5 protein-coding genes are annotated in these 24,092 nt (G+C 51.0%); all 5 read left to right on the plus strand.

Annotated elements, in window-relative coordinates; all coding sequences use genetic code 11:
• Nucleotides 1-164 precede the first annotated feature (164 nt).
• The gene (locus QJR74_RS05890; RefSeq protein ID WP_304373625.1) at nucleotides 165-1,490 is read left to right on the plus strand and encodes a TolC family outer membrane protein; all 1,326 of its coding nucleotides are present in this window, start codon (nucleotides 165-167) and stop codon (nucleotides 1,488-1,490) included.
• Nucleotides 1,491-1,598: 108 nt separating this feature from the next.
• Nucleotides 1,599-18,704 carry an Ig-like domain-containing protein gene (locus tag QJR74_RS05895; protein WP_304373626.1) on the plus strand — a complete coding sequence of 5,702 codons (17,106 nt, stop codon included), beginning with the start codon at nucleotides 1,599-1,601 and terminating at the stop codon, nucleotides 18,702-18,704.
• A gap of 132 nt (nucleotides 18,705-18,836) precedes the next feature.
• Nucleotides 18,837-21,014, plus strand: a complete 2,178-nt coding sequence (locus QJR74_RS05900) for a type I secretion system permease/ATPase (RefSeq protein WP_304373627.1) — start codon at nucleotides 18,837-18,839, stop codon at nucleotides 21,012-21,014.
• Nucleotides 21,011-22,186 carry an HlyD family type I secretion periplasmic adaptor subunit gene (locus tag QJR74_RS05905; protein ID WP_304373628.1) on the plus strand — a complete coding sequence of 392 codons (1,176 nt, stop codon included), beginning with the start codon at nucleotides 21,011-21,013 and terminating at the stop codon, nucleotides 22,184-22,186. Before QJR74_RS05900 ends, QJR74_RS05905 begins: the two co-directional genes overlap by 4 nt.
• A gap of 201 nt (nucleotides 22,187-22,387) precedes the next feature.
• Nucleotides 22,388-24,085 carry a ShlB/FhaC/HecB family hemolysin secretion/activation protein gene (locus tag QJR74_RS05910; protein WP_304373629.1) on the plus strand — a complete coding sequence of 566 codons (1,698 nt, stop codon included), beginning with the start codon at nucleotides 22,388-22,390 and terminating at the stop codon, nucleotides 24,083-24,085.
• Nucleotides 24,086-24,092: the final 7 nt, after the last annotated feature.

Here is a 24,092-nt window from a genome sequence, read left to right on the forward strand (position 1 = left end):
ACTCACTCTATCGAATTAATAAGCACTAAATAAGCGGTGTCTCTTTTCGTTCAGGCGATAACTCGTTCATCTGTCCGCCCCCGTTAATACAGGGGGGAAAGAATTATTATGCCAATCATTGGCCTATTGAAATTAACCAGACCGCTTCACTCTGAGATTAAATAATGAAAAAAAGTAGAATAGGTTTAATGACGCTAATAATCTTGTCTGTTAGCCAATCACTGAGTTTTGCCGCCCAGGCTCCTCTTGGATGGGCGGCACCCTTAACTAGCACCACACTGAAAGATGCCATCCTGTTCGCTTTTCAACGCGATCCTTCGGTAGGTCAACAGGCTGCTCAGGTCGGAATTGGTCAAGCGCAAATTGACCAAGCACGTAGTGCATGGATGCCGCAATTATCATTAAGCGGCAGCGCAGGCCATAGCCAGACAACAGATTCCAGCGGTTCCTTAAGTAACTCCACGACTTGGGGAATGAGTTTAACGCAACTGGTTTATGACTTTGGTAAAACCAATAATGCGATTGACCAAAGCGAAGCACAACGCAATAGCTATCGCTATCAGCTGATGGCAACACTCTCTTCCGTGGCAGAAAAAACGGCCCTAGATTACGTCGAAGTGCAGCGCTATAGCGCGTTAGTGCAAGCAGCTCAGCAAAATATCGTGGCGCTGCAAAGTGTTTCTCGCATGGCACAGCTACGCGCACAGGCCGGGTTAAGTTCAACCTCTGACGAACTTCAAACGCGCACTCGGGTAGCCAGTATGCAAGCGACCCTCCAACAGTATCAAGCAACCTTAATGAGTGAACGCGCGAAACTCGCCGTGCTGACAGGGATGAATGCCGCCGAGTATGCGCCTATGCCAGCCGCATTAGCGATAAAAGATACCAGTCTCAATGATATCGATTATTCATTAATCCCTTCCGTATTGGCGGCTAAGGAGATGGAATCTTCAGCTCAATATGGCATTCAAAAAGTCCGCGCACAATATTGGCCAACGATCAGTGTTCGAGGTGGACGCACTCGTTACCAGTCGAGTAACCGATCTTATTGGGATAATCAAATACAGCTCAATGTTGATGCCCCGATTTATCAGGGAGGGGCCGTTGCGGCGCAGGTAAAACAAGCCCAAGGTGCGAAAGAGGTCGCGGCAACGCAAGTGGATCAAGCTCGTTTCGATGTCCTACAAAAGGCCTCAGTAGCCCTAGCGGATTGGCTCGGCGCACAATCCCGAAATGAGGTGAATAAACAACAGGTCCTTAATGCCGATCAAACCCGTGAAGTTTATAAAAACGAATACACCCTGAATAAAAGGAGTATTAACGATCTGTTAAGTGTGGAGCAAGATGTTTGGCAAGCTATCTCTTCACAAATTAACTCCCAATATGATGCATGGGCTGCAGCCATTAATTATGCAACATCGCTCGATACATTATTACCGTTACTCGGGATTGAAAAAAACACTCGCGCGGGATTACCAGACTTAAAGTGAATAAGTTAAACAAAAACAGTTAGTTAAATATATTTAAGTGACTTTCAAGAGTAATAAGAAATTATTACTCAGGGACGCTTCATCGTTTTTTAATACCAGGAGAATAATGTGAAAACATTTGATATTGATGTTATCGCGAGGAAAACGGCTGAAAAATCCGTTTTACACGCACAAGGTAATATGGCCTTAACCCTGACGGCGCCAAGCGTTGTAGAAATTCACGGGCAAGCACAGGATGTAGTGAAATATAGTCGTCAGGGTAAAGATCTCCTGATTTATATGAAAGACGGCAGCGTCATCCGCTGCAACGGCTATTTTATGGAAGATGCGCAATCTCATGCGCACTCGGAATTAGTCTTTAACGATAATAATCAACTTACGCATATCACTTTTGACGACGTGGCAGAAGGGACAGAGTTAAGTACTACGCCATTGGTTGCACACAGTACACCGATTGACAGTATTGAACCTTTTATGGCGCAAGAAGGGGTATTAAGCGACCTGCCATGGGGATGGATTGCCGGTGCAGCGGTTGGAGGAGGAGCTATAGGCGCGCTGCTATCTAGCGGCGGTGGACACTCTAAGACGAAAGTCATTGATAATACCCAACCGGTGGAAAAGGCGACCCCGACCTTTAACGTCACCGACAATCAAGGTGACAAACAAGGGTTAGTGACGACCAATACCACCATTGACGATAATACCCCGACCTTCAGTGGGTCAGGAGAGCCTGGTGCTACCATCCAAATCAAAGATGGAGCAGGTAATACTATTGCCAGCACCATGGTCGACAGTAAAGGGACTTGGACAGTCAATCTTCCGACGCAAACTGATGGTGCCCACAGTTGGTCGGTCATACAAATTGACGGGACAAGCACCACTTCTGCAGGAACCATAGAGGTTACTATTGCGACGGCTAAAGCCCAACTCGTTATAAATACTATCGCAGGGGATAACCAACTTAATGCCGAAGAGCACCACGCTGATGTGACAATCTCCGGATTAAGCCAACAGTTAGCGGAAGGGACACAAGTTACCGTTTCTATTAATGGTAAAAACTACACGGCAAGTGTTGATGCATCAGGCCAGTGGAGTGTAGTGATGCCGGCCGAAGATGCTCAAGCCCTAGCCGATGGCAGTTGGACCGTTACCGTCACCGCGACGGACGCTACCGGTAACCATATTACCCAAACACAACAAATCACCGTCGATACACAAGCACCGAGCTTAACACTGGATACTGTCGCCGGCGATCAAGTCGTGAACGCCGCCGAGCACCAAGCCGCATTGATCCTGTCGGGGACCTCAAACGCTGCCCACGGCTCAAGCGTCACCGTCACTTTTGGTACTCAAACCTATCAAGCGACAATCGATGATCAAGGTAAATGGCAAGTCTCTGTGCCCGCCGAGACGGTGAGTAGTTTGACGGATGGCGATTATAGTTACACCGCATCAATCACAGACTCAGCGGGTAATACCGCCACAGCAAGCAGTCATTTTGTCGTTGATACCGCAGCCCCCGTCATTGTTATCGACACTTTTGCTGGCGACGATGTTGTCAATAGTGATGAACAACTGGTCGCACAGCTGCTTACCGGTAAAGTCACTGGCGCTGCAGCTGGCGATATCGTTAAGGTCAGTATTGGTGATACCGAACTTAACGGCGTGGTCGCTGCGGATGGAACCTGGAGTGTCGGCGTTCCAGCAGCCATTTTTGCCTCCCTTGCGCAGGGACAGCAATCCGTTACCGTATCCATAACTGATGTGGCAGGGAATACCGGAACTGCCACACATGATTTCATGCTGAGCGGTGCCGCACCCACTTTTTCGATTGATGCGATTAGCCAAGATAATGTCATTAATGCCAGTGAAGCACTTCAGCCCTTAGCGTTGAGTGGTAAAAGCAATTTAGCGGATGGCACCGTTGTCACCGTGACCCTCAATCGTGTCGACTATCAGGCCACTGTGGCGCAAGGTGTATGGAAAATTACCGTACCGGCGACAGAGGTGATGCAGCTCGATAATACTCTGTACACCGTCACCGTGACAGGGACAGATAGCGCGGGTAATTCAGGAAGCGCGCAAGCCTCAGTATTGGTTGATACCCATCTGCCACAAGTCACCATTAATCCTTTTGCGACCGATAACCTTGTTAATCATGACGAAATAGCGATCGACCAAACGCTCAGCGGTAGGGTCGTCGGTGCGGCGGCAGGGGATCAGATCACGGTTAGCCTTGGCGGAAAAACCTTCACCACGACAGTAGAAAAAGACTTAACCTGGCATACCACTATTCCTGCGGCGGATATGGCAGCACTCGGTGATGGTAACATTGCTATCGATGTGTCGGTGACCAATGCTCACGGTAATACTGGCGATAACTCGTTAGGGATTGATATTAATGCTCAACTGCCAGGGCTACGTATCGACACAGTCTCCGGCGACGATGTGATTAACTCCCTTGAACAGCAGCAAGATCTGACGATTACTGGCAACAGTGAGCACCTGGATGCTGGCACCATCATCAGCGTGACAGTGAATCAAATCGTTTACAGTGCAGTCGTGGATGACCAAGGCCATTGGCAAATAGGGATCCCGGCGGCAGACATGACGCATTGGCCAGCGGGTGCACTGTCAATTACGGCAACGGCAAGCGACGCGTACGGGAACAGTGCGGCAATTACTCATCCTATTACGGTGAATACCGATCAGGTTGCGCTGACTATTGATACGGTGTCGACTGACGACATGATCAATGCAGCCGAACAGCAACAACCGCTAGTCCTCTCGGGCAACACGCAACAGGTTGAAGCCGGACAAAGTGTCATTGTTAAGTTTGCGGGGCAGCTATTCACTGCTGAAGTAGAACAAGATGGCTCTTGGCATGTCACGGTGCCCGCCTCAGCAATGAGTGAATTAACCGATGGCCACACTGAAATTTCCGCGACAGTCACTAATGTCAGTGGTAATAGTTCAGAGAGTTCTCGTGTGGTTACGGTGGATACTCAACCTCCTTCTATCACTATCGATGCGATTACGGCAGATAACCAACTTAATGCAAGTGAAGCACAACAGCCGCTAATAGTTACCGGCTCGTCAACGGCTGAAGCGGGTCAGAACGTAACGATCTCGCTAGGTGGCAAAGCGTACAGCGCGACAGTTGATAAGCAAGGACATTGGCAGGTTAGCGTCCCAGCTGACGATCTTGCTGCGCTTCCCCAAGGTCAGAATGCCGTTACGGCCACCGTCGCAGATATCTCTGGCAACCCTTCTAGTGCTTCCCATGATTTTGCTGTGGATACGGTTGTGCCAGTGGTCACGATCAATACTTTGGCAGGCGATGATGTCATCAATGCGGCTGAACACCACCAAGCACAAATTCTTAGCGGGTCGGCGACCGGCGCGGCAGCTGGCGATACGGTTACTATCACCTTAAATGGCCAAACCTATACCGCAATCCTTGATGCGCAAGGACAATGGAGTACGGGTATTCCAAGTTCAGCGATCGCAGCGCTGCAAGAAGGCAAAACTGAAATCAGTGTGACCGTCACCGATAAGGCGGGTAACACCGGTACCGCGACCCACGATATTACAGTTGATACCCAAGACCCTACACTGGTCTTTGCGACGATTGCCACTGACGATGTAGTGAATGCCGATGAACACCAATCGCCGTTAACCCTTTCTGGTCAGAGCAGTGATCTGGCGGAAGGGACCACGGTGACTGTCACCTTGGCAGGGAAGTCCTATACAACAACCACTGATGATCAGGGTAATTGGTCACTGACCTTGACCGCCCAAGAGACCAACGCCTTACCCGAAGGGCAACTTTCAGTCTCTGCGAGCGCAACCAATGGTGTCGGCAACACTGTCACAACCTCGACCACCCTGAATGTCGATACACACTTACCGACAGTCAGCATTAATACCACTGCGGGCGATGATGTTATCAACGCCAGTGAGCTAGCCGCCGGACAAACACTGAGTGGCCAAGTAAGCGGTGCAGTCGCGGGCGACACCGTTACCGTACTGCTCGGTGGAAATCGTTACACCGCAACCGTGGCAAAAGATCTTACCTGGAGCATTAAGGTGTCCAGTGACGATCTCACGGCGATGGGTAACGGTCCATTGACCGTCGACGCTTCAGTCACCAATCAACATGGCAATACCGGTCATGCGCAACACGCAATAAGTATTGATGCCAATCTACCGGGGCTGCGCGTCAACACTGTCGCCGGTGACGATATTATTAACACGATTGAGCACGGCCAAAATCTTCTGGTCACGGGGTCAAGCCAAGGCCTTACCGAGAACAGTACGTTAACCGTCACGATTAATGGTAAGACCTATAGTGCTAACGTGATGGCGGATGGCAGTTGGAGTGCAGCGGTCCCAAGCAGCGATGTCAGCACCTGGCCGGCCGGCAGTCTACAAATTGCAGTGAGCGGTGAGAGCAGCGCGGGTAACCCTGTCAATATTCTCCATCCTGTCACCGTTGATCTTGCAGAGGTGGCAATCAGTATCAATACCCTGAGTGGTGATGACGTACTAAATGCTGCCGAAAAGGGGCAAGATTTAGCCCTGAGTGGGAGTACACATGATGTTGCAGCGGGTAGTGAGGTCACTATTAATTTTGCTGGGCATCAGTACCAGACAACGGTGGGTAATGACGGTAATTGGTCACTGACTATACCAGCCGCTGATATGGTCGATCTGTTAGATGGCGTTCAACATGTCGAGGTCAGTGTTACGACGTCAACCGGTAATAGTGCTCAGGCGGGCCGTGAAATCCTGGTGGACACTCAACCACCGAGCTTAACGATTGATACCTTAACGCAAGATAATGTCTTGAATGCCCAAGAGTTGGGTAGTGATCAACTGATCAGCGGGAGTAGCACGGCGCAGGCCGGCCAAAATGTTACAGTCAGCCTAAATGGTAAAGACTACACAACCACCGTGGACGCGCAAGGTCATTGGCAGGTCAAGGTTCCCGCAACTGATCTGCAAGCACTCAGCGAAGGTGACGTTTCACTCAGCGCGACTGTCGCAGATAAAGCGGGTAACAGCACCCAAGTTGACCATAGTTTCCAAGTCGATGCCCAAGCGCCTGTGATCACTATTGATAAGGTTGCCGGCGACGACGTCATCAACATCGATGAACATAGCCAGGCACAAATCATTAGTGGTAGTGCCACGGGCGGCGCGGCAGGCAATACTGTCGCGGTGACGATCAACGGCGAAACTTACACCACAGTCTTAAATGATGCTGGCAAGTGGAGCATTGGTGTTCCTGCCGCCGTCGTGTCGGGTCTTCAAGACGGTAATGTGACTATCTCCGTTACAGTCACCGATAGCGTGGGCAATGTGGGGAAAGCGAGCCACGACATTACGGTCGACACAGGATTACCCTCTATTACCATTAATTCTGTGACCAGTGATAACGTCATTAATGCCGCAGAAAAAGGGCAAGATCTTACGCTCTCCGGCAGTACCAGCCATATCGAACCAGGTAACACTGTAGTGATCGCTTTTGCAGGGAAAAGCTATTCGGTGGTGGTCGATGCCAAAGGCAATTGGACGCTTTATGTCCCTTCTTCAGCGCTGGCTGATCTTAAAGAAGGCAGTGCGCAAGTTCAGGTTTCCGTCCATAACGACAGTGGTAACAGTGCGCAGGCAAGCCATGACTATATCGTCGATAGTGCAACGCCAATGTTACAGCTTGATCCGATTAGCACCAATAACGTCCTAAACGCTCAAGAGGCACAACAGCCGCTGACGTTAACGGGAACGACTTCGGCGCAAGCGGGGCAGACGGTCACTGTCACCTTTAATAATAAACAGTACAGCGCCACCGTTGAGACGGACGGATCCTGGTCTGTCACCGTTCCACAAGAAGATGTTGCCGCCCTACAAGACGGGCAGTACAAGGTATCTGCGAGCGTAGAAAATATTGCTGGAAATAGTTCAACCTCTGCCAGCGATCTGCTTGTCGATATCACTGCTCCGGCGACCACCATTGCGACTGTCGCAGGCGACGATATCATCAATGCTACCGAACATAGCCAAGCCTTAATGATTCAAGGTGTGGCAACGGGTACACAAGCCGGTGATGCGGTCGCGGTAACGCTGAATGGTAAAACGTACAACGTGGTGGTTGATGCACAAGGCCAATGGAGCCTCGGCATTCCTGCGACCGATGTTTCCGCCATGAACGGCGGCGATTACCAGGTTATCGCGACGGTCACCGATAGAGCGGGTAATAGTCAGAGTACTACGCACGAGTTTCATGTTGATCTGACCACGCCAGTACTGAGTATCAACACCATCGCTGGCGATGACATCATCAACAGCACCGAGAAAGGTCAAGACATCACCATCACCGGTCAAGCGACAGGAGTGAACGCCGGCGCAACAGTGACGGTTATGCTTAATGGTCAGTCTTACACCGCGACGGTTGATGATAAAGGCAACTGGAGCACCGTCGTTCCAGCAGCTGAGGTAGCCAACTTAGGGGAAGCCAATTACGCGGTTACCGCCTCAGCGACTAATGAAGCCGGCAATAGTGCGACGACTTCTCATAATATCGCAGTCGGAACCCAGACCCCATTGGTGATCATTAATACCGTTGCAGGTGATGATGTGATCAACGCCAGTGAACTGGCGGCAGGGCAAACCCTCAGCGGGAAAGTGAGTGGTGCGGCCGCCGGCGACACCGTGACGGTTCAGCTTGGTGGCAACACCTATACCGCTACCGTGGCTAACGATCTGACCTGGAGTCTTAAGGTTTCTAGTGACGATCTGACCGCGATGGGCAACGGCGCCCTGACAGTTGAGGCTTCGGTCACCAATAAAACCGGTAATACCGGCCATGCCGAGCATGCAATCAGCATTGATGCGAACTTACCAGGCGTGCGGGTCGATACCGTGGCGGGTGATGATATCCTCAACACCATTGAACATAACCAAAACCTGATCATTACCGGCTCAAGCCAAGGGATCGCCGCCAACAGCGTGTTAACCGTTACCATTAACGGTAAGACCTACAGCGCGACCGTACTGGCCGACGGCAGTTGGCAGGCCGCCGTACCGAGCAGCGATGTCAGTGCGTGGGCAGCAGGTACCGTACAGATTGCAGTGAGCGGGGAAAGCAGTGCCGGTAATCCGGTGAGCATCCTGCATCCGGTTACCGTCGATCTGGCAGAGGTCGCTATCAGCATCAATACCGTTAGCGGTGATGATGTGCTGAATGCGGCAGAAAAAGGCCAAGATCTGGCGTTAAGTGGCAGCACGCACGAGGCAGCAGAAGGCAGCACCGTGACGGTGAAGTTTGCCGGACACCAATACAGCACCACCGTGGACAGTGAGGGGAACTGGTCGGTGACGGTTCCTGCCGCCGATATGTCTGGGCTATACGATGGCTTGCGCAACGTTGAGGTCAGCGTCACCACGCCAACCGGTAACAGCGCGCAAGCGGGCCGTGAAATCCTGGTCGATACCGTGGCACCAAGCCTGACGATCGATAACCTAACGCAAGACAACGTACTGAATGCCAAAGAGGCAGGCAGTGACCAGCTGATCAGCGGCAGCAGTACTGCACAAGCGGGTCAAACAGTGACAGTCAGCCTCAATGGTAAGGACTATCAGACGACCGTTGATGCCCAAGGTCATTGGCAGCTCAGCGTTCCGGCAGCCGACCTACAAGCATTAAACGATGGGCAAACCACCATCACAGCAAGCGTTGCCGATAAAGCGGGTAATAGCACTGAGGCGACGCATAACGTACAAGTCGATCTGCAAGCACCCGTGATCACAGTAGATAAGGTGGCGGAAGACGATGTGATTAACGTCACCGAGCACAGCCAAGCTCAAATCATCAGTGGCAGTGCCACTGGGGGTGAAGCTGGAAATACTGTAGTGGTTACCCTAGCGGGGAAAACCTATACCACGGTGCTGGATGCCTCTGGCCACTGGACGGTTGGGGTACCGGCCTCGGTGATTGCCGGTCTGCAAGACGGTAGCGTTAGCATTACGGTCAGCGTGACGGACAGTGCGGGGAATGTTGGCAGCACCAGCCATGATATCAAGGTAGATACCGGGTTACCGACCTTGTCCATCAACACCATTGCTGGGGATGACATCATCAACAGCACCGAGAAAGGTCAAGACGTCACCATCACCGGTCAAGCGACGGGGCTGGCTTCGGGCGCAACCGTCACGGTTAGCCTTAACGGCCATCAGTACAGTGCAACCGTCGATGATAAAGGTAACTGGAGCACGACAGTCCCGGCGGCGGATGTCGCGAACTTGGGTGAGGCAATCTACTCCGTAAGCGCGTCGGCCAGCAATGATGTCGGGAATATCGCCAATACTGTTCATGCGGTTACAGTCGGAACCCAGACCCCATTGGTGATCATTAATACTGTCGCAGGCGATGATGTGATCAACGCCAGTGAGCTAGCAGCAGGACAGACCCTCAGCGGTAAAGTGAATGGTGCGGCCGCCGGCGACACCGTGACGGTTCAGCTTGGTGGCAACACCTATACGGCTACCGTGGCTAACGATCTGACCTGGAGTGTTAAGGTTTCCAGTGACGATCTGACCGCCATGGGTAACGGCGCCCTGACAGTTGAGGCTTCGGTCACCAATAAAACCGGTAATACCGGCCATGCCGAGCATGCGATCAGCATTGATGCGAACTTACCGGGCGTGCGGGTCGATACCGTGGCAGGGGATGATATCCTCAACACGATTGAACATAACCAAAACCTGATCATTACCGGCTCAAGCCAAGGGATCGCCGCGAACAGCGTGTTAACCGTCACCATTAACGGTAAGACGTACAGCGCCACTGTACTGGCCGATGGCAGTTGGCAGGCCGCCGTGCCGAGCAGCGATGTTAGCGCGTGGGCAGCAGGCACCGTACAGATTGCGGTGAGTGGGGAAAGCAGTGCCGGTAATCCGGTCAGTATCCTGCATCCAGTCACCGTCGATCTGGCGGAGGTCGCCATCAGCATCAATACCGTTAGCGGTGATGATGTGCTGAATGCGGCAGAAAAAGGCCAAGATCTGGCGTTAAGTGGCAGCACGCACGAGGCAGCCGAAGGCAGCACCGTGACCGTGAAGTTCGCCGGACACCAATACAGCACCACTGTCGGCAGCGACGGTAACTGGTCGGTGACAGTTCCTGCCGCCGATATGTCCGGGCTATACGATGGCTTGGGCAACGTTGAGGTAAGCGTCATAACGCCAACCGGTAACAGCGCGCAAGCGGGCCGTGAAATCCTGGTCGATACTCTGGCCCCGAGCCTGACCATTGATAACCTCACGCAAGACAACGTACTGAATGCGAAAGAGGCGGGCAGCGACCAGCTGATCAGCGGCAGCAGTACGGCGCAAGCGGGGCAAACGGTGACAGTCAGCCTTAACGGTAAAGATTATCAAACGACCGTTGATGCCCAAGGTCATTGGCAGCTCAGTGTTCCGGCAGCCGACCTACAAGCATTAAACGATGGGCAGACCACCATCACAGCAAGCGTTGCCGATAAAGCGGGTAATAGCATCGAGGCGACGCACAACGTACAAGTCGATCTGCAAGCACCCGTGATCACAGTAGATAAGGTGGCGGAAGACGATGTGATTAACGTCGCCGAGCACAGCCAAGCCCAAATCATCAGTGGCAGTGTCACTGGGGGTGAAGCCGGAAATACTGTAGTGGTTACCCTAGCGGGGAAAACCTATACCACGGTGCTGGATGCCTCCGGCAACTGGACGGTTGGGGTACCTGCTTCGGTTATCGCTGGTCTGCAGGACGGTAGCGTTAGCATTGCGGTCAGCGTGACGGACAGTGCGGGCAATGTTGGCAGCACCAGCCATGATATCAAGGTAGACACCGGGTTACCGACCTTGTCCATCAACACCATTGCTGGGGATGACATCATCAACAGCACCGAGAAAGGTCAAGACGTCACCATCACCGGTCAAGCGACGGGGCTGGCTTCGGGCGCAACCGTCACGGTTAGCCTTAACGGCCATCAGTACAGTGCAACCGTCGATGATAAAGGTAACTGGAGCACGACAGTCCCGGCGGCGGATGTCGCGAACTTGGGTGAGGCAATCTACTCGGTGAGTGCTTCCGCAACCAATTCGGTGGGGAACAGTGCGAGCACCTCCCATACCATTAGTGTCGGCGGGGAAGCACCGACTATCACCATTAACACCGTCGCAGGCGATGATGTGATCAACGCCAGTGAGGTAGCGGCAGGGCAAACCTTAAGCGGTAAAGTGAGTGGTGCGGCCGCGGGCGATACCGTGACGGTTCAGCTTGGTGGTAACACCTACACCGCGACGGTGGCTAACGATCTGACCTGGAGCGTTAAGGTATCCAGTGACGACCTGACCGCCATGGGTAACGGTGCATTAGCGATCGATGCCTCGGTCACCAATAAAACCGGTAATACCGGCCATGCAGAACATGCAATCAGCATTGATGCGAACTTACCGGGCGTGCGGGTCGATACCGTGGCGGGCGATGATATCCTCAACACGATTGAGCATAACCAAAATCTGATCGTCACCGGCTCAAGCCAAGGGATCGCCGCGAACAGCGCGTTAACTGTCACCATTAACGGTAAGACGTACAGCGCCACTGTACTGGCCGATGGCAGTTGGCAGGCCGCCGTGCCGAGCAGCGATGTTAGCGCGTGGGCAGCAGGCACCGTACAGATTGCGGTGAGCGGGGAAAGCAGTGCCGGTAACCCGGTGGCTATCCTGCATCCGGTCACCGTCGATCTGGCAGAGGTCGCTATCAGCATCGATACCGTTAGTGGTGATGATGTGCTGAATGCGGTAGAAAAAGGCCAAGATCTGGCGTTAAGTGGCAGCACGCACGAGGCAGCAGAAGGTAGTACCGTGACCCTGACGTTTGCCGGACACCAATACAGCACCACTGTCGGCAGCGACGGTAACTGGTCGGTGACAGTTCCTGCCGCCGATATGTCTGGGCTATACGATGGTACAAGCCAAGTTGAGGTGAGCGTCACAACGCCAACCGGCAACAGCGCGCAAGCGGGCCGCGAGATCCTGGTCGATACTGTGGCCCCGAGCCTAACCATTGATAACCTCACGCAAGACAACGTACTGAATGCAAAAGAGGCGGGCAGCGACCAGCTGATCAGCGGCAGCAGTACTGCACAAGCGGGTCAAACGGTGACAGTCAGCCTCAACGGTAAGGACTATCAGACGACCGTTGATGCCCAAGGTCATTGGCAGCTCAGTGTTCCGGCAGCCGATCTGCAAGCGCTAAGTGATGGGCAAACCACCATCACAGCAAGCGTTGCCGATAAAGCGGGTAATAGCACTGAGGCGACGCACAACGTACAAATCGATCTGCAAGCACCCCTGATCACCTTTGATCCGGTAGCGGGCGATAACATCATTAGTTTTGCAGAACACTCGCAAGCTCAAATCATTAGTGGCAGTGCCACCGGTGGTGAAGCCGGAAATACTGTAGTGGTTACCCTAGCGGGGAAAACCTATACCACAGTGCTGGATGCCTCCGGCCACTGGACGGTTGGGGTACCTGCTTCGGTTATTGCCGGTCTGCAAGACGGGACAGTAAGCATCACCGCAACGGTGACGGATAGTGCAGGTAACGTGGGACAGCAAAGCCATGACGTGGTAGTCAATTCAGCCGAAGTGGGCTTAACCATCGAGACAGTGGCGCAAGATGATGTGATTAACGCTGCAGAAGCGGGAGAAGCTCTGACGGTACAAGGGGGGAGTACAGAGTTTGCCAGTGGTACAACGGTAACCGTGACGCTTAACCAGAAACAATATACGGCGACTATTGATGCTAAGGGTCACTGGCAGCTAGAGGTTCCAGCCGCTGACGTTATGGCGCTGAAAGATGCGAGTAATTATGTGGTGAGCGTTGTCGCCTCAGACAGTGCAGGAAATAGTGCGCAAGCCTCTCACTCCATCACAATCGATACTACGGCTCCGGTTATTAGTATCAATACGGTTGCGGGTGATGATGTACTAAATGCTGCAGAGCAACAGCAACCTCTTGTATTGAGTGGTAGCACCACGGCGCAAGCGGGCCAAACTGTTACAGTAAGCTTAGGCGACCACAGTTATACCACTACGGTGAAGGCTGATGGTTCGTGGCAGCTCTCCGTGGCGAGTGATGACCTACAAGCGCTTGCTCAAGGAACTCACAGTGTCAGCGTATCCGTAACGGATCTTGCCGGGAATGAGGGAAGTACCTCTCATGACTTAACGGTAGACACGCAAGCACCGACGATCACTATCGACACCGTTGCCGGTGATGACATCATCAATAGCGATGAACAGCAAGCAGGTCAAACCTTCAGCGGAAGCTCCACGGCTGAAGCGGGCCAGTCAGTCACTGTGACCTTTAATGGCCACAGTTACACGACAACTGTTGATCAAGATGGCAAGTGGTCAGTGAAGGTTTCGGCTCAAGACCTGGTGGGTTTACATGATGGTGATTACACCATCACTGCAGTCGTGAGTGATAAAGCGGGAAATCCTGGGCAAACCACGCATGCGGTAACGCTCAATGGTGACGTCCCAACGATTACCATCAATACCTTCGCGGCAGATGATGTGGTGAATGCTGCAGAACACAGTCAACCGTTAATCGTTAGTGGGACCACGACGGCTCCAGCAGGACAAAGCGTCACTATTACGTTAAATGGTAAGACTTATACCGCGGTCGTCGATGATAAAGGGAATTGGCAAGCCACGATCAGCAGTAAGGACATTACTGCGCTTGCGGATGCTGAAACCTATAGCCTCCACGCAGAAGTCACTAATAGCATTGGTAATAGTGGTTCAGCAGACCACAGTATCAATGTTGATATCACTGCGCCGAGTATGGGGATCTCTATCGATGCGTTACAAGATGATACGGGGTTAAGTGCAACAGATTTCATTACTAACGATGCGAAAGTGGTACTGAACGGTAAATTATCGGCCGCCTTAGCGGATGATGAACACGCCGAAATCAGTCTTGATGGTGGAAATACTTGGCAAACCCTCACCCTAACAGGCAACAGCTGGTCGTTCAGTGATGGACGCAGCTTAGCTGACGGTTCTTGGAACTATCAAGTTCGGGTGATTGATGATGCGGGTAACGTGGGGGCGACGGCTGAACAAAACGTCATTATTGACACCACGGCGCCTGATGCCGCGTCGATCACTATCGATGCGATCAATCAGGACACCGGGCTGTCGGATCACGATTTTATTACCAGTGATACCCAGTTGTCAGTAACGGGTACCCTTAGCGCAGAGTTAGGTCAATATGATCACGCACAAGTCAGTATTGATGGGGGGAAAACCTGGGTAGATGTCAGCGTCAGCGGCAAAACATGGACTTATGTCGATAGCCGTACGCTCACCGATGGCAAATACAACTATCAAGTGAGAGTCATTGACGAAGCTGGCAATATTAGCGGTACCGCAAGCCAAGTAGTCACCATTGATACGCAGGTGCCTGATGTCAGTAAGACAATCTCGATAGATAGTATTGATCAAGACACGGGACTGCATAATAACGACTTTATCACTAGCGATACCTCCTTAACGGTAAACGGGTCATTAGGCGCCTCACTCTCTGCAAACGAATATGCGCAGATCAGTGTAGATGGTGGCAAGACCTGGCAAAACGTGAGTGTTATTGGCACGAAATGGAACTATACCGATAGCCGAACCTTAGCAGATGGTAACTATACCTATTGGGTACGAGTGGTCGATGCAGCAGGGAACGTCGGCGCGTTCAGTCAACAACAAGTCACGATCGATACAGTTGCGCCGGATGTGGCAGAGAAGATTACGGTTGATGATATTTCCGTCGACAGTGGCTTTGATGCTCACGACTATTTAACTAACCAAACATCCTATGTGTTAGAAGGCTCATTAGGTAAAGCATTACAAGCTAATGAGTACGTGCAGGTCAGTGTCGATGGTGGCAAGACCTGGGTAACTGCCAAGGTTGACGGGACCTCTTGGAGTTATGCAGAAAGTCGGACCCTGACGGATGGCGTCTACAGTTACCAAATTCGGGTTATCGACGAAGCGGGGAATGTTGGTTCAACGGCAACACAAAAAGTGACGGTAGATACGACTGCTCCAGATTATGGTATTTCGATCGATGGGATCAGCGATGATACTGGGCAGTCCGCGACAGACTTTATTACTCAAGATCAAACCTTAACGCTAAAAGGTTCGATTGGGAGTGTATTGGCCAGTGATGAGCGGGTGCAGATCAGTCTGGATGGCGGACAAACCTGGGTAGACGTCACGGTGAATCATCAACAGTGGACCTACAGTGATAGCCGTACCCTCGCGGATGGCGATTATCAATATCAGGTTCGTATCATTGACCAAGCCGGCAACGTTGGCTCGGTGACTCAGCAGACTGTCACGGTAGATACCACACCTCCAGCCAGTCAAGGGACTATCGTCAGCTACACCGATGATCAAGGTGAACGTCAGGGAGACTTTGGCACTCAGGTCGCGACTGATGATACCGCACCAGTGATTAATGGCACCTTGACACAAGCGGTAGGTAAAGGCGACATCGTACAACTGTTCCGCGATGGCGTTTTACTGGGCTTAGTGACCATGACTGACTCAACGCATTGGACCTATCAAGAGAGTAATTTGTCCGATGGCAAACACAGTTATTTTGTCCGTGTAATGGATTTAGCGGGCAACTATACCGACTCTACTGGATTTGATCTGAAAGTTGATACGTCAATACCGACGACGGTCGCGACGGTAAATTCGATCACTACGTCTGATACCACGCCTATTGTGAATGGGACGGTCTCGGCAAGCTTGGAAAATGGTGAGTATATTCAAGTGACTGTCGGAGGCCAAACCTATACCTCGGAAAACGGTGGGGCGGTAGTCGTAGATTACGCCAACAACACTTGGTATTTACAGGTGCCAAATAGCGCTGCGCTAGCGGTCGATAGTTACGATGTTACCGCACAGATTAAGAGCAGTGCGGGTAACGGTAATACGACTGGCTTAGCGCATGGCAGTCTGGTGGTGAATACCGACAGCGTTAACACGGATTGGGCAACCGTTGCCGGTGCAAGTAATAACTCAAACATGCTTATTGGTACTGATAGCCAAGGATTGTGGACGATTGGAACAAATGGCCAGATCTACAATGGCACTGACGTTTCCAGCTACGATAGTAATAAATTGACTAACACCCGTGGGGCAGCTCTTGTCAACATGACAGGTGCTGATGTGAATCGTAGCGGCGTACAAACGATTTATGGGACGGAAACCACCTACGATAACAGCACGCAAATCACCTGGACCTTTGATGGCAGTAATTATAACGGCTCACAATTGGCGATGGGGACCACTATCTGGTATGGCGGCGTAATGGCCTACGACCGGACGGGGGATGGTTACCTTGATTTGGCTTACGGTGATGCGGGGATGGACTCCCTCACTTACCTTAACAATAACAAAGGTGTATTGACCCCAGATGGAACAGGTGGCGAAAGTAGCTTCTATGGGCAATTCGATTCGGGTCGTGAAATTTCCGGGGTTGACCTCAATAACGACGGAACCGTAGATATTGTTCAGCATACTAACCGCGGAGGAGCCTATACCTTAACAGTTATCACTAACAAGGGAGATGGTACTTTAGCAATTGGTCAAGATGTCACTAATGTATTTGTTGGTAACGGTGCTAACAGTACTAATGCTGCGTCCATGACCTGGGCGGACTTTAATGGCGATGGCTACATGGATCTGTATATCGCGAGCGGCTCCAAAGGGAACCCTGGACTCATTTATTACAATGATGGTACGGGGAAACTGGCGAGCACCGGGACGGCGGTAGAAACTAATGCGGCGGCGACCCAAGGTTATCTCTCCGCAGCAGTGGATTGGAATGGTGATGGCCAGACCGATATCATCAAGTTGAGTACCTATGGCGGTTCACAAACTGCCACGCTGTTTACCAATAACAATCATGGTGCCAGCTTCTCGGCCAGCAACCTCGCCAGTAAGTTGGTGAATGTGACCGGTATGGCAACCCTGGATTACGACTGGAATGGTACCCAAGACCTGCTGGTTTCTCAGCAAAACGGTCAGGTGGTATTGATCCAGAACAATAATCAGATTGCTAAGGGTACGGCGATGCATTTACGTATCGTAGACAGTGAAGGGATCAATGTTTTTTATGGAAATACCGTTAATCTGTACAACTCCGCTGGTAAGTTAGTGGCCTCACAAATAATCAATGCCCAGTCAGGCATTGGTGTGAACGACACTTCAGCTTTAGTAAGTTTCTATGGCTTAAATCCTGATGATACTTATTCGGCTCAATTAGTAAAAATTACTAATGGAAAGTCGGACAATGTGACCTGGGATAACCTCGAAGCGGGTGATGGAAAAGAGAGTTATGCACTGACGGCTGATGCGGCGACAGGCGGACACAGTGGCACCCTAACCGGGACAGGCTATAACGATACTTTTGTTGCAGAAGAAGGATCCTATACCTATAACGGCGGCGGTGGCTGGACGACCAGTTCTGACCATGACAGTTGGAGCACAACGGGTGGAGTCGATGTGGTGGATTATCGCAATGCGACGGCGGGCGTCAATGTCGACCTTAGCATCTCCTCGGCTCAGGATACCGGCTTCAATACCTCGCGTTTAGTCAATATTGAAGGGATCAACGGCTCGGATTTCAATGACGTTATCACGGGAAGTAAAGGGGATAACCAATTTGAAGGTCGTGGCGGGAACGACACCTTTAATATCGGCAATGGCGGTCACGATACGATGTTGTATAAGTTGATCAATAGCGCTGACGCAACAGGCGGAAATGGTAGCGACGTTGTCAATGGCTTTACTGTCGGCAGTTGGGAATCCACCGCGGATACCGATCGTATCGACTTAAGGGAGCTATTGAGCGGCTCGGGCTATAAAGGCGATGGTTCAGCCAGTTATGTTGACGGCGTGGCAACGATTGATGCCAGTGCCGGTAACATCACCGACTACCTCCATGTTGTGCAAAATGGCAGTAATACCGAAATCCAAATTGATAGAGATGGAACGGGCGGCCAGTTTGATGCGACAACCGTTGTCACGCTAAATGGTGTGCAAACCGACTTAGCGACCTTACTGGCTAATCATCAGCTGTTAGTGGTGTAGTGGCCTCTCCCCATGGGGAAACTCATGGGGACTCTTTTCCTTCCATACCGTCCAGGTCGGCGGGATGCTCCTTAATTTAGGATCATCCCGCCGACCTGGATAATTCTTGAGTTGTTTGAGTAGGTATTTGTTATGAAAACCCATCCGCACTATGAGCCTTGGTTGCAGGCGATGTTGAGTGTTGCAAAATTTTATCGTCTGGATTTCTCTCAAGAACATGTCCGGATGACCATCAATCACGAAAGCCAGTCTCCTGAACAATGGGTCTTGGAAGACATGGCGAAACAATTGGGTCTTAGCCTGCGTACCGTGGCGGCGGATCCGCGTCTTCTCGACCCCTATCGTCTGCCCTTGGTGGTGGAACTGACTGAACAACAAATTGCTGTCATTACCAAAATGGATGATAACGGTTCGCTAAGCGTTCAATTTAGCGGCGAACAAGGCTTGGAGACCACGCTAACGCGGGAAGAACTCGTAGCACGCCTGCAACGCATCATGGTATTACGTCCGGCAGAATCGGTGCGTGATGCGCGCGTCGATGACTATATTAAACCTTATGAAAAAAATTGGTTCTGGCAGCTCGCCCTGAAAGATTGGCGTCGCTACAGCGATATTATGATCGTTGCGTTGGTCGCCAATGTCTTAGCGCTATCAGGCATGATTTTTTCAATGCAAATCTATGACCGCGTCGTCCCCGCACAATCTGTGCCAACACTTTGGGTACTCTTTAGTGGGGTAATGATTGCGATTTTATTCGAGTTTGCGATGCGTATGCTGCGTGTCCATATTTCGGATGTGATCGGTAAGCGCGCCGATTTACGGATTTCCGAACGCGTCTTTGCCCATGCGCTACGTATTAAGAATGGCATGCGTTCACGCTCAACAGGATCTTTTATCTCACAAATCAGGGAGCTTGAGTCGGTTCGTGAATTGATCACTTCGACAACTATCTCTGCCTTTTCCGATTTGCCTTTCTTTTTATTTTTTGTGGCGATTTTATGGATGATCGGTGGGCCACTAGTCTTTGTCGTGTTATTAGCCGTACCACTGTTAGTGATACCGGGGTTATTGATTCAGATCCCGCTGGCGAAATTATCGGCAGAAGGGATGCGTGAGTCGGCAATTCGTAACGCGACGTTAGTCGAAGCGGTGCAGGGTATTGAAGACATCAAACTGATGCGTGCGGAGCAGCGTTTTCAGAATCAGTGGAACAATACTAACGACGTCGCTGCGACAGTTGGCATGAAACAGCGTTGGTTGACCGGCTTATTGATGACCTGGACGCAAGAGGTCCAATCGATCGTCTATGCCGTAGTACTGTTGGTGGGTTGCTACTTAGTCATGAGTGGGGATATGACTACCGGTGCACTGGTCGGAACCTCCATTCTTGCCTCACGGACTATTGCACCGCTCTCACAAATTTCTGGCGTACTGTCACGTTGGCAATCGGCGAAAGTCGCCCGTAAAGGCCTCGACGATTTGATGCAACGACCGATCGATGATCCCCTAGCCAGTAAACGCGTTCACAAATCGCATATGCAAGGTCATTATCAGCTGAAGAACGTCAGTTTCTACTATGACGAAGAAGAGAAAACAGAAGTAATAAGCCTTGCGCAACTTAGCATCAAACCCGGCGAGAAAATCGCCTTATTAGGGCGCAATGGCTCTGGGAAGAGTACCTTACTGCAACTACTCGCCGCCATGCAGGAACCCCAAGCGGGCACTATTTTGCTAGACGATATCGCGCTAGCACATCTCGATCCCGCCGATTTACGGCGTGATATGCAATTATTGACCCAACACGCACGGCTATTTTTCGGTTCGATCCGCGACAACATTACGCTGGGGAATCCGTTGGCCAGCGATGAAGAGATCCACCATGCACTGACCTTAAGTGGAGCACTCGATTTTGTGCGTAACCAAAAGCTGGGCTTGAATGCGATGATCAATGAAGGGGGTTTTGGTATGTCGGGCGGACAGCGACAGGCATTATTACTGTCGCGTGCCATATTAACCTCGCCATCCATTTTATTATTGGACGAACCGACTGCTTCTTTAGACGAGATGAGCGAACAACATTTTATTCATGCGTTACGCCAGTGGCTGAATCCTAGCAAAACACTGGTAATTGCCACCCATCGCCTAGCGGCCCTTGAACTGGTCGATCGGATTATCATTCTTGATAACGGCAAAATTATCAAAGATGGCCCGCGTGACGCGATTTTGCAGCAGAGTGGACTGTCACGCCCAGGGGCAACGCGTCGAGTGACCTTACGTAATACGCCGGCTACTGAGGAGACCAACGCATGAGTGAAATCAATCAATTCAATAGTCGCTTACGGGAACCGAAATTACCGCGTTCAACGCTGGTTGCCTGGAGCCTGTTTGCCTTACTCTGCGTGTTTATTACGTGGGCGAGTTTTTTCCACTTGGATGAAGTGACGACCGGCAATGGTAAAGTCGTGCCTTCCTCACATGAACAAGTGATTCAATCGTTGGAAGGGGGCATCGTCCACAAATTATTTGTGAAAGAGGGCGATATTGTTGAACAAGGTCAACCCCTTGCCCAGTTAGACCGGACTAAAACGCAGTACAGTGTGATGGAGAGCGAGTCGAGGTTAAATGCTGCACTGGCGACGGCGGCACGGCTGAACGCTGAAGCGAATGGTACCCCGTTAACCTTTCCCGCAGAGATCAGGAATGACAGTGGGTTGATTAAACAAGAAACCGCGCTGTATGACTCACGACGCGCCAGTTTAACAAAAGGACTCGCGGGATTACGCGAAGGGGTGGTGTTAGTGCAACGTGAACTGACCATGACGCAGCCGTTAGTGAAATTGGGCGCGGCCAGTAATGTCGAAGTCTTACGCTTACAACGGCAGAAAAATGATCTGGAAAGCAAAATCACTGAGATGCAAAACCAGTATTACGTAAAAGCCCGCGAAGAGTTAGCGAAAGCGAACGAAGAGATTGAAGCGCAACGCTCAGTTACCCGTGGCCGGGAAGACTCATTGACTCGCTTGACCTTTAATGCCCCATTGCGTGGCATTGTTAAAGATATTGATGTGACCACGGTGGGCGGCGTTATTCCTCCTAATGGAAAGTTAATGACCTTGGTACCGCTTGATGACCAAATGGTGATCGAAGCGAAAATCTCCCCACGGGATGTGGCGTTCATTCATCCCGGTCAGAAGGCAATGGTAAAAATTACCGCTTATGATTACTCCATTTTTGGTGGGTTACCAGGAGAGGTCACCATGATCTCGCCGGATACCATTCAAGATGAGGTGAAACGCGATATTTTTTACTATCGTGTCTATATTCGCACCAATAGTAATCATTTGGAAAACCGCGATCATAAGCAGTTCCCCATTTTTCCCGGCATGATTGCGACGGTTGATATTAAAACCGGTCATAAAACGGTATTACAATATCTGATTAAGCCGTTGAATAAGGCGAAAGAAGCGTTACGCGAACGCTAAACCCACCTAGGTCAGGCAAAAGGATTTACCTGACCACCTTAAAGCTTATTCCTGTTATCGATAGTCTTGATTTAGATCAAATTAAACTTATTTTAGCCAGTAAGATGTTGCTGATTTCGATTATTTTGTTATGTTTTGACATAAAGTTACATTATTTTTTTACGAATTCTTAATATTTCAGAGTCAAGTATGCCGTCAAGGATGAAGACCCTTTCTTATACTATCCAAGTGATAATGGTCGGTTTGACAGTTTTCACTGCATTAGCCCACGCCGCCCCCTTTATCGACCAGCAACAACAGCATATCCAGACGCAGCAATCAGCTAAAGAGGCCCAACTTACGCCTGCGACGCCCGATATCTCACTCGATAAATCGTTACCGAAAAATATCGAAGGTCCTTTTGTTCAGGAAAGCCCGTGCTTCCCAATAAAAACAGTGCATTTGACTGGAACCGATCCCTTACCTTGGTGGTTTCGGGCGCAGGCGATCGCCGATCAGGGGGTGGGGCACTGTCTTGGTGTGCATGGGATCAATCAGTTAATGGGACGAATACAAAACCGGTTGATTACCCACGGATGGGTAACCTCTCGCGTGCTGGTTCCCGCTCAAGACCTCAGTCAGGGAGAATTAACGCTGTCGGTCGTCGCAGGAAAGTTGGGGCAAGTGCGTTATGCGGCAGGCTCTGATCAGCGTGCGACCTTGGCAACGTCAGTCCCCGGCTCCTCTGGAAAATTATTGGACCTGCGTGATATCGAACAAGGACTTGAAAATCAACAACGCCTGCCCACCGTTGAGGATACGATGGAAATTGTCCCGGGTGAAAAAGAGGGTGAGAGTGACGTCGTCATCACTCGTCGACAGGCGAAAATATGGCGGGTCAATCTTTGGGCCGACGACTCGGGAACCAAGAGTACAGGTCGTACGCAAGTCGGTGGGATGTTAGCTTTAGATAATCCCTTTTCACTCAGTGATTTACTCTATGTTTCCGCCAGCCATGACATTGGATTTAAAGGACATAAACAGAGTAAAAATATCAATGGCCATTATTCTGTTCCTCTCGGCTACTGGTTGCTTGAAGTAACAGGTGGCGAATATGACTACGTTCAGAATGTGGCGGGATATAACGGTGATATCCGCTACTCTGGAAAAAGTAAAAATCTTAATGTTGGGGTGAGTCGCGTCATTCAGCGTAACGCCAGCGGTAAAACCACACTGCGCAGTAGCTTGCTGATCCGTGAATTACAAAACTATATCGATCGTAGTGAAATCGAGGTGCAGCGCCGACGAACCAGTGCGTGGCAGTTAGGTCTTGACCATCGGCATTATTTTGGTCCCGTTACGCTTAATGGCAGTGTAAATTACCAACATGGTACCCGTTGGTTCGGAGCGTTACCCGCCTATGAAGAGCAATACGAAGCGGGTTATCGCGCGACGGCGAAAAGTAAAATATTGACTTGGAACCTTGGATTGGACTGGCCTTTTCAGCTGGCTGACCAGAACTTCCGTTATCAACTCACCTATCTTCGCCAACAGAGTTCAACGCCATTGACCTCTCCCGATCAGTTAGCGATTGGAAACCGTTGGACAGTTCGAGGCTTTAACGGCGAACGCACGCTCAGCGCCAGCCACGGCTGGTATGTACAAAATACGGTTGCTTGGCAGACGCCGCTGCCGAGTCAAGAACTCTATCTTGGCGCGGACTATGGCGAAGTCGGGGGGCGTAGTGACGGCTCTACGCTGATTGGCCGACATTTAGCGGGCAGTGTAGTCGGGGTAAGAGGAGCCTTGTCGAGCATGGGATTGGGATATGACCTCTTTGCAGGGACGCCATTAGCTAAACCCAAGGGGTTTAAGACTGACAAGGTGACCTTTGGATTTAGCGTAAATTGGCAGTATTAATACAGGG

The sequence above is a fragment of the Tatumella ptyseos genome (assembly GCF_030552895.1).
In the GTDB taxonomy this organism is placed as follows: Bacteria; Pseudomonadota; Gammaproteobacteria; order Enterobacterales; family Enterobacteriaceae; genus Rosenbergiella; species Rosenbergiella ptyseos_A.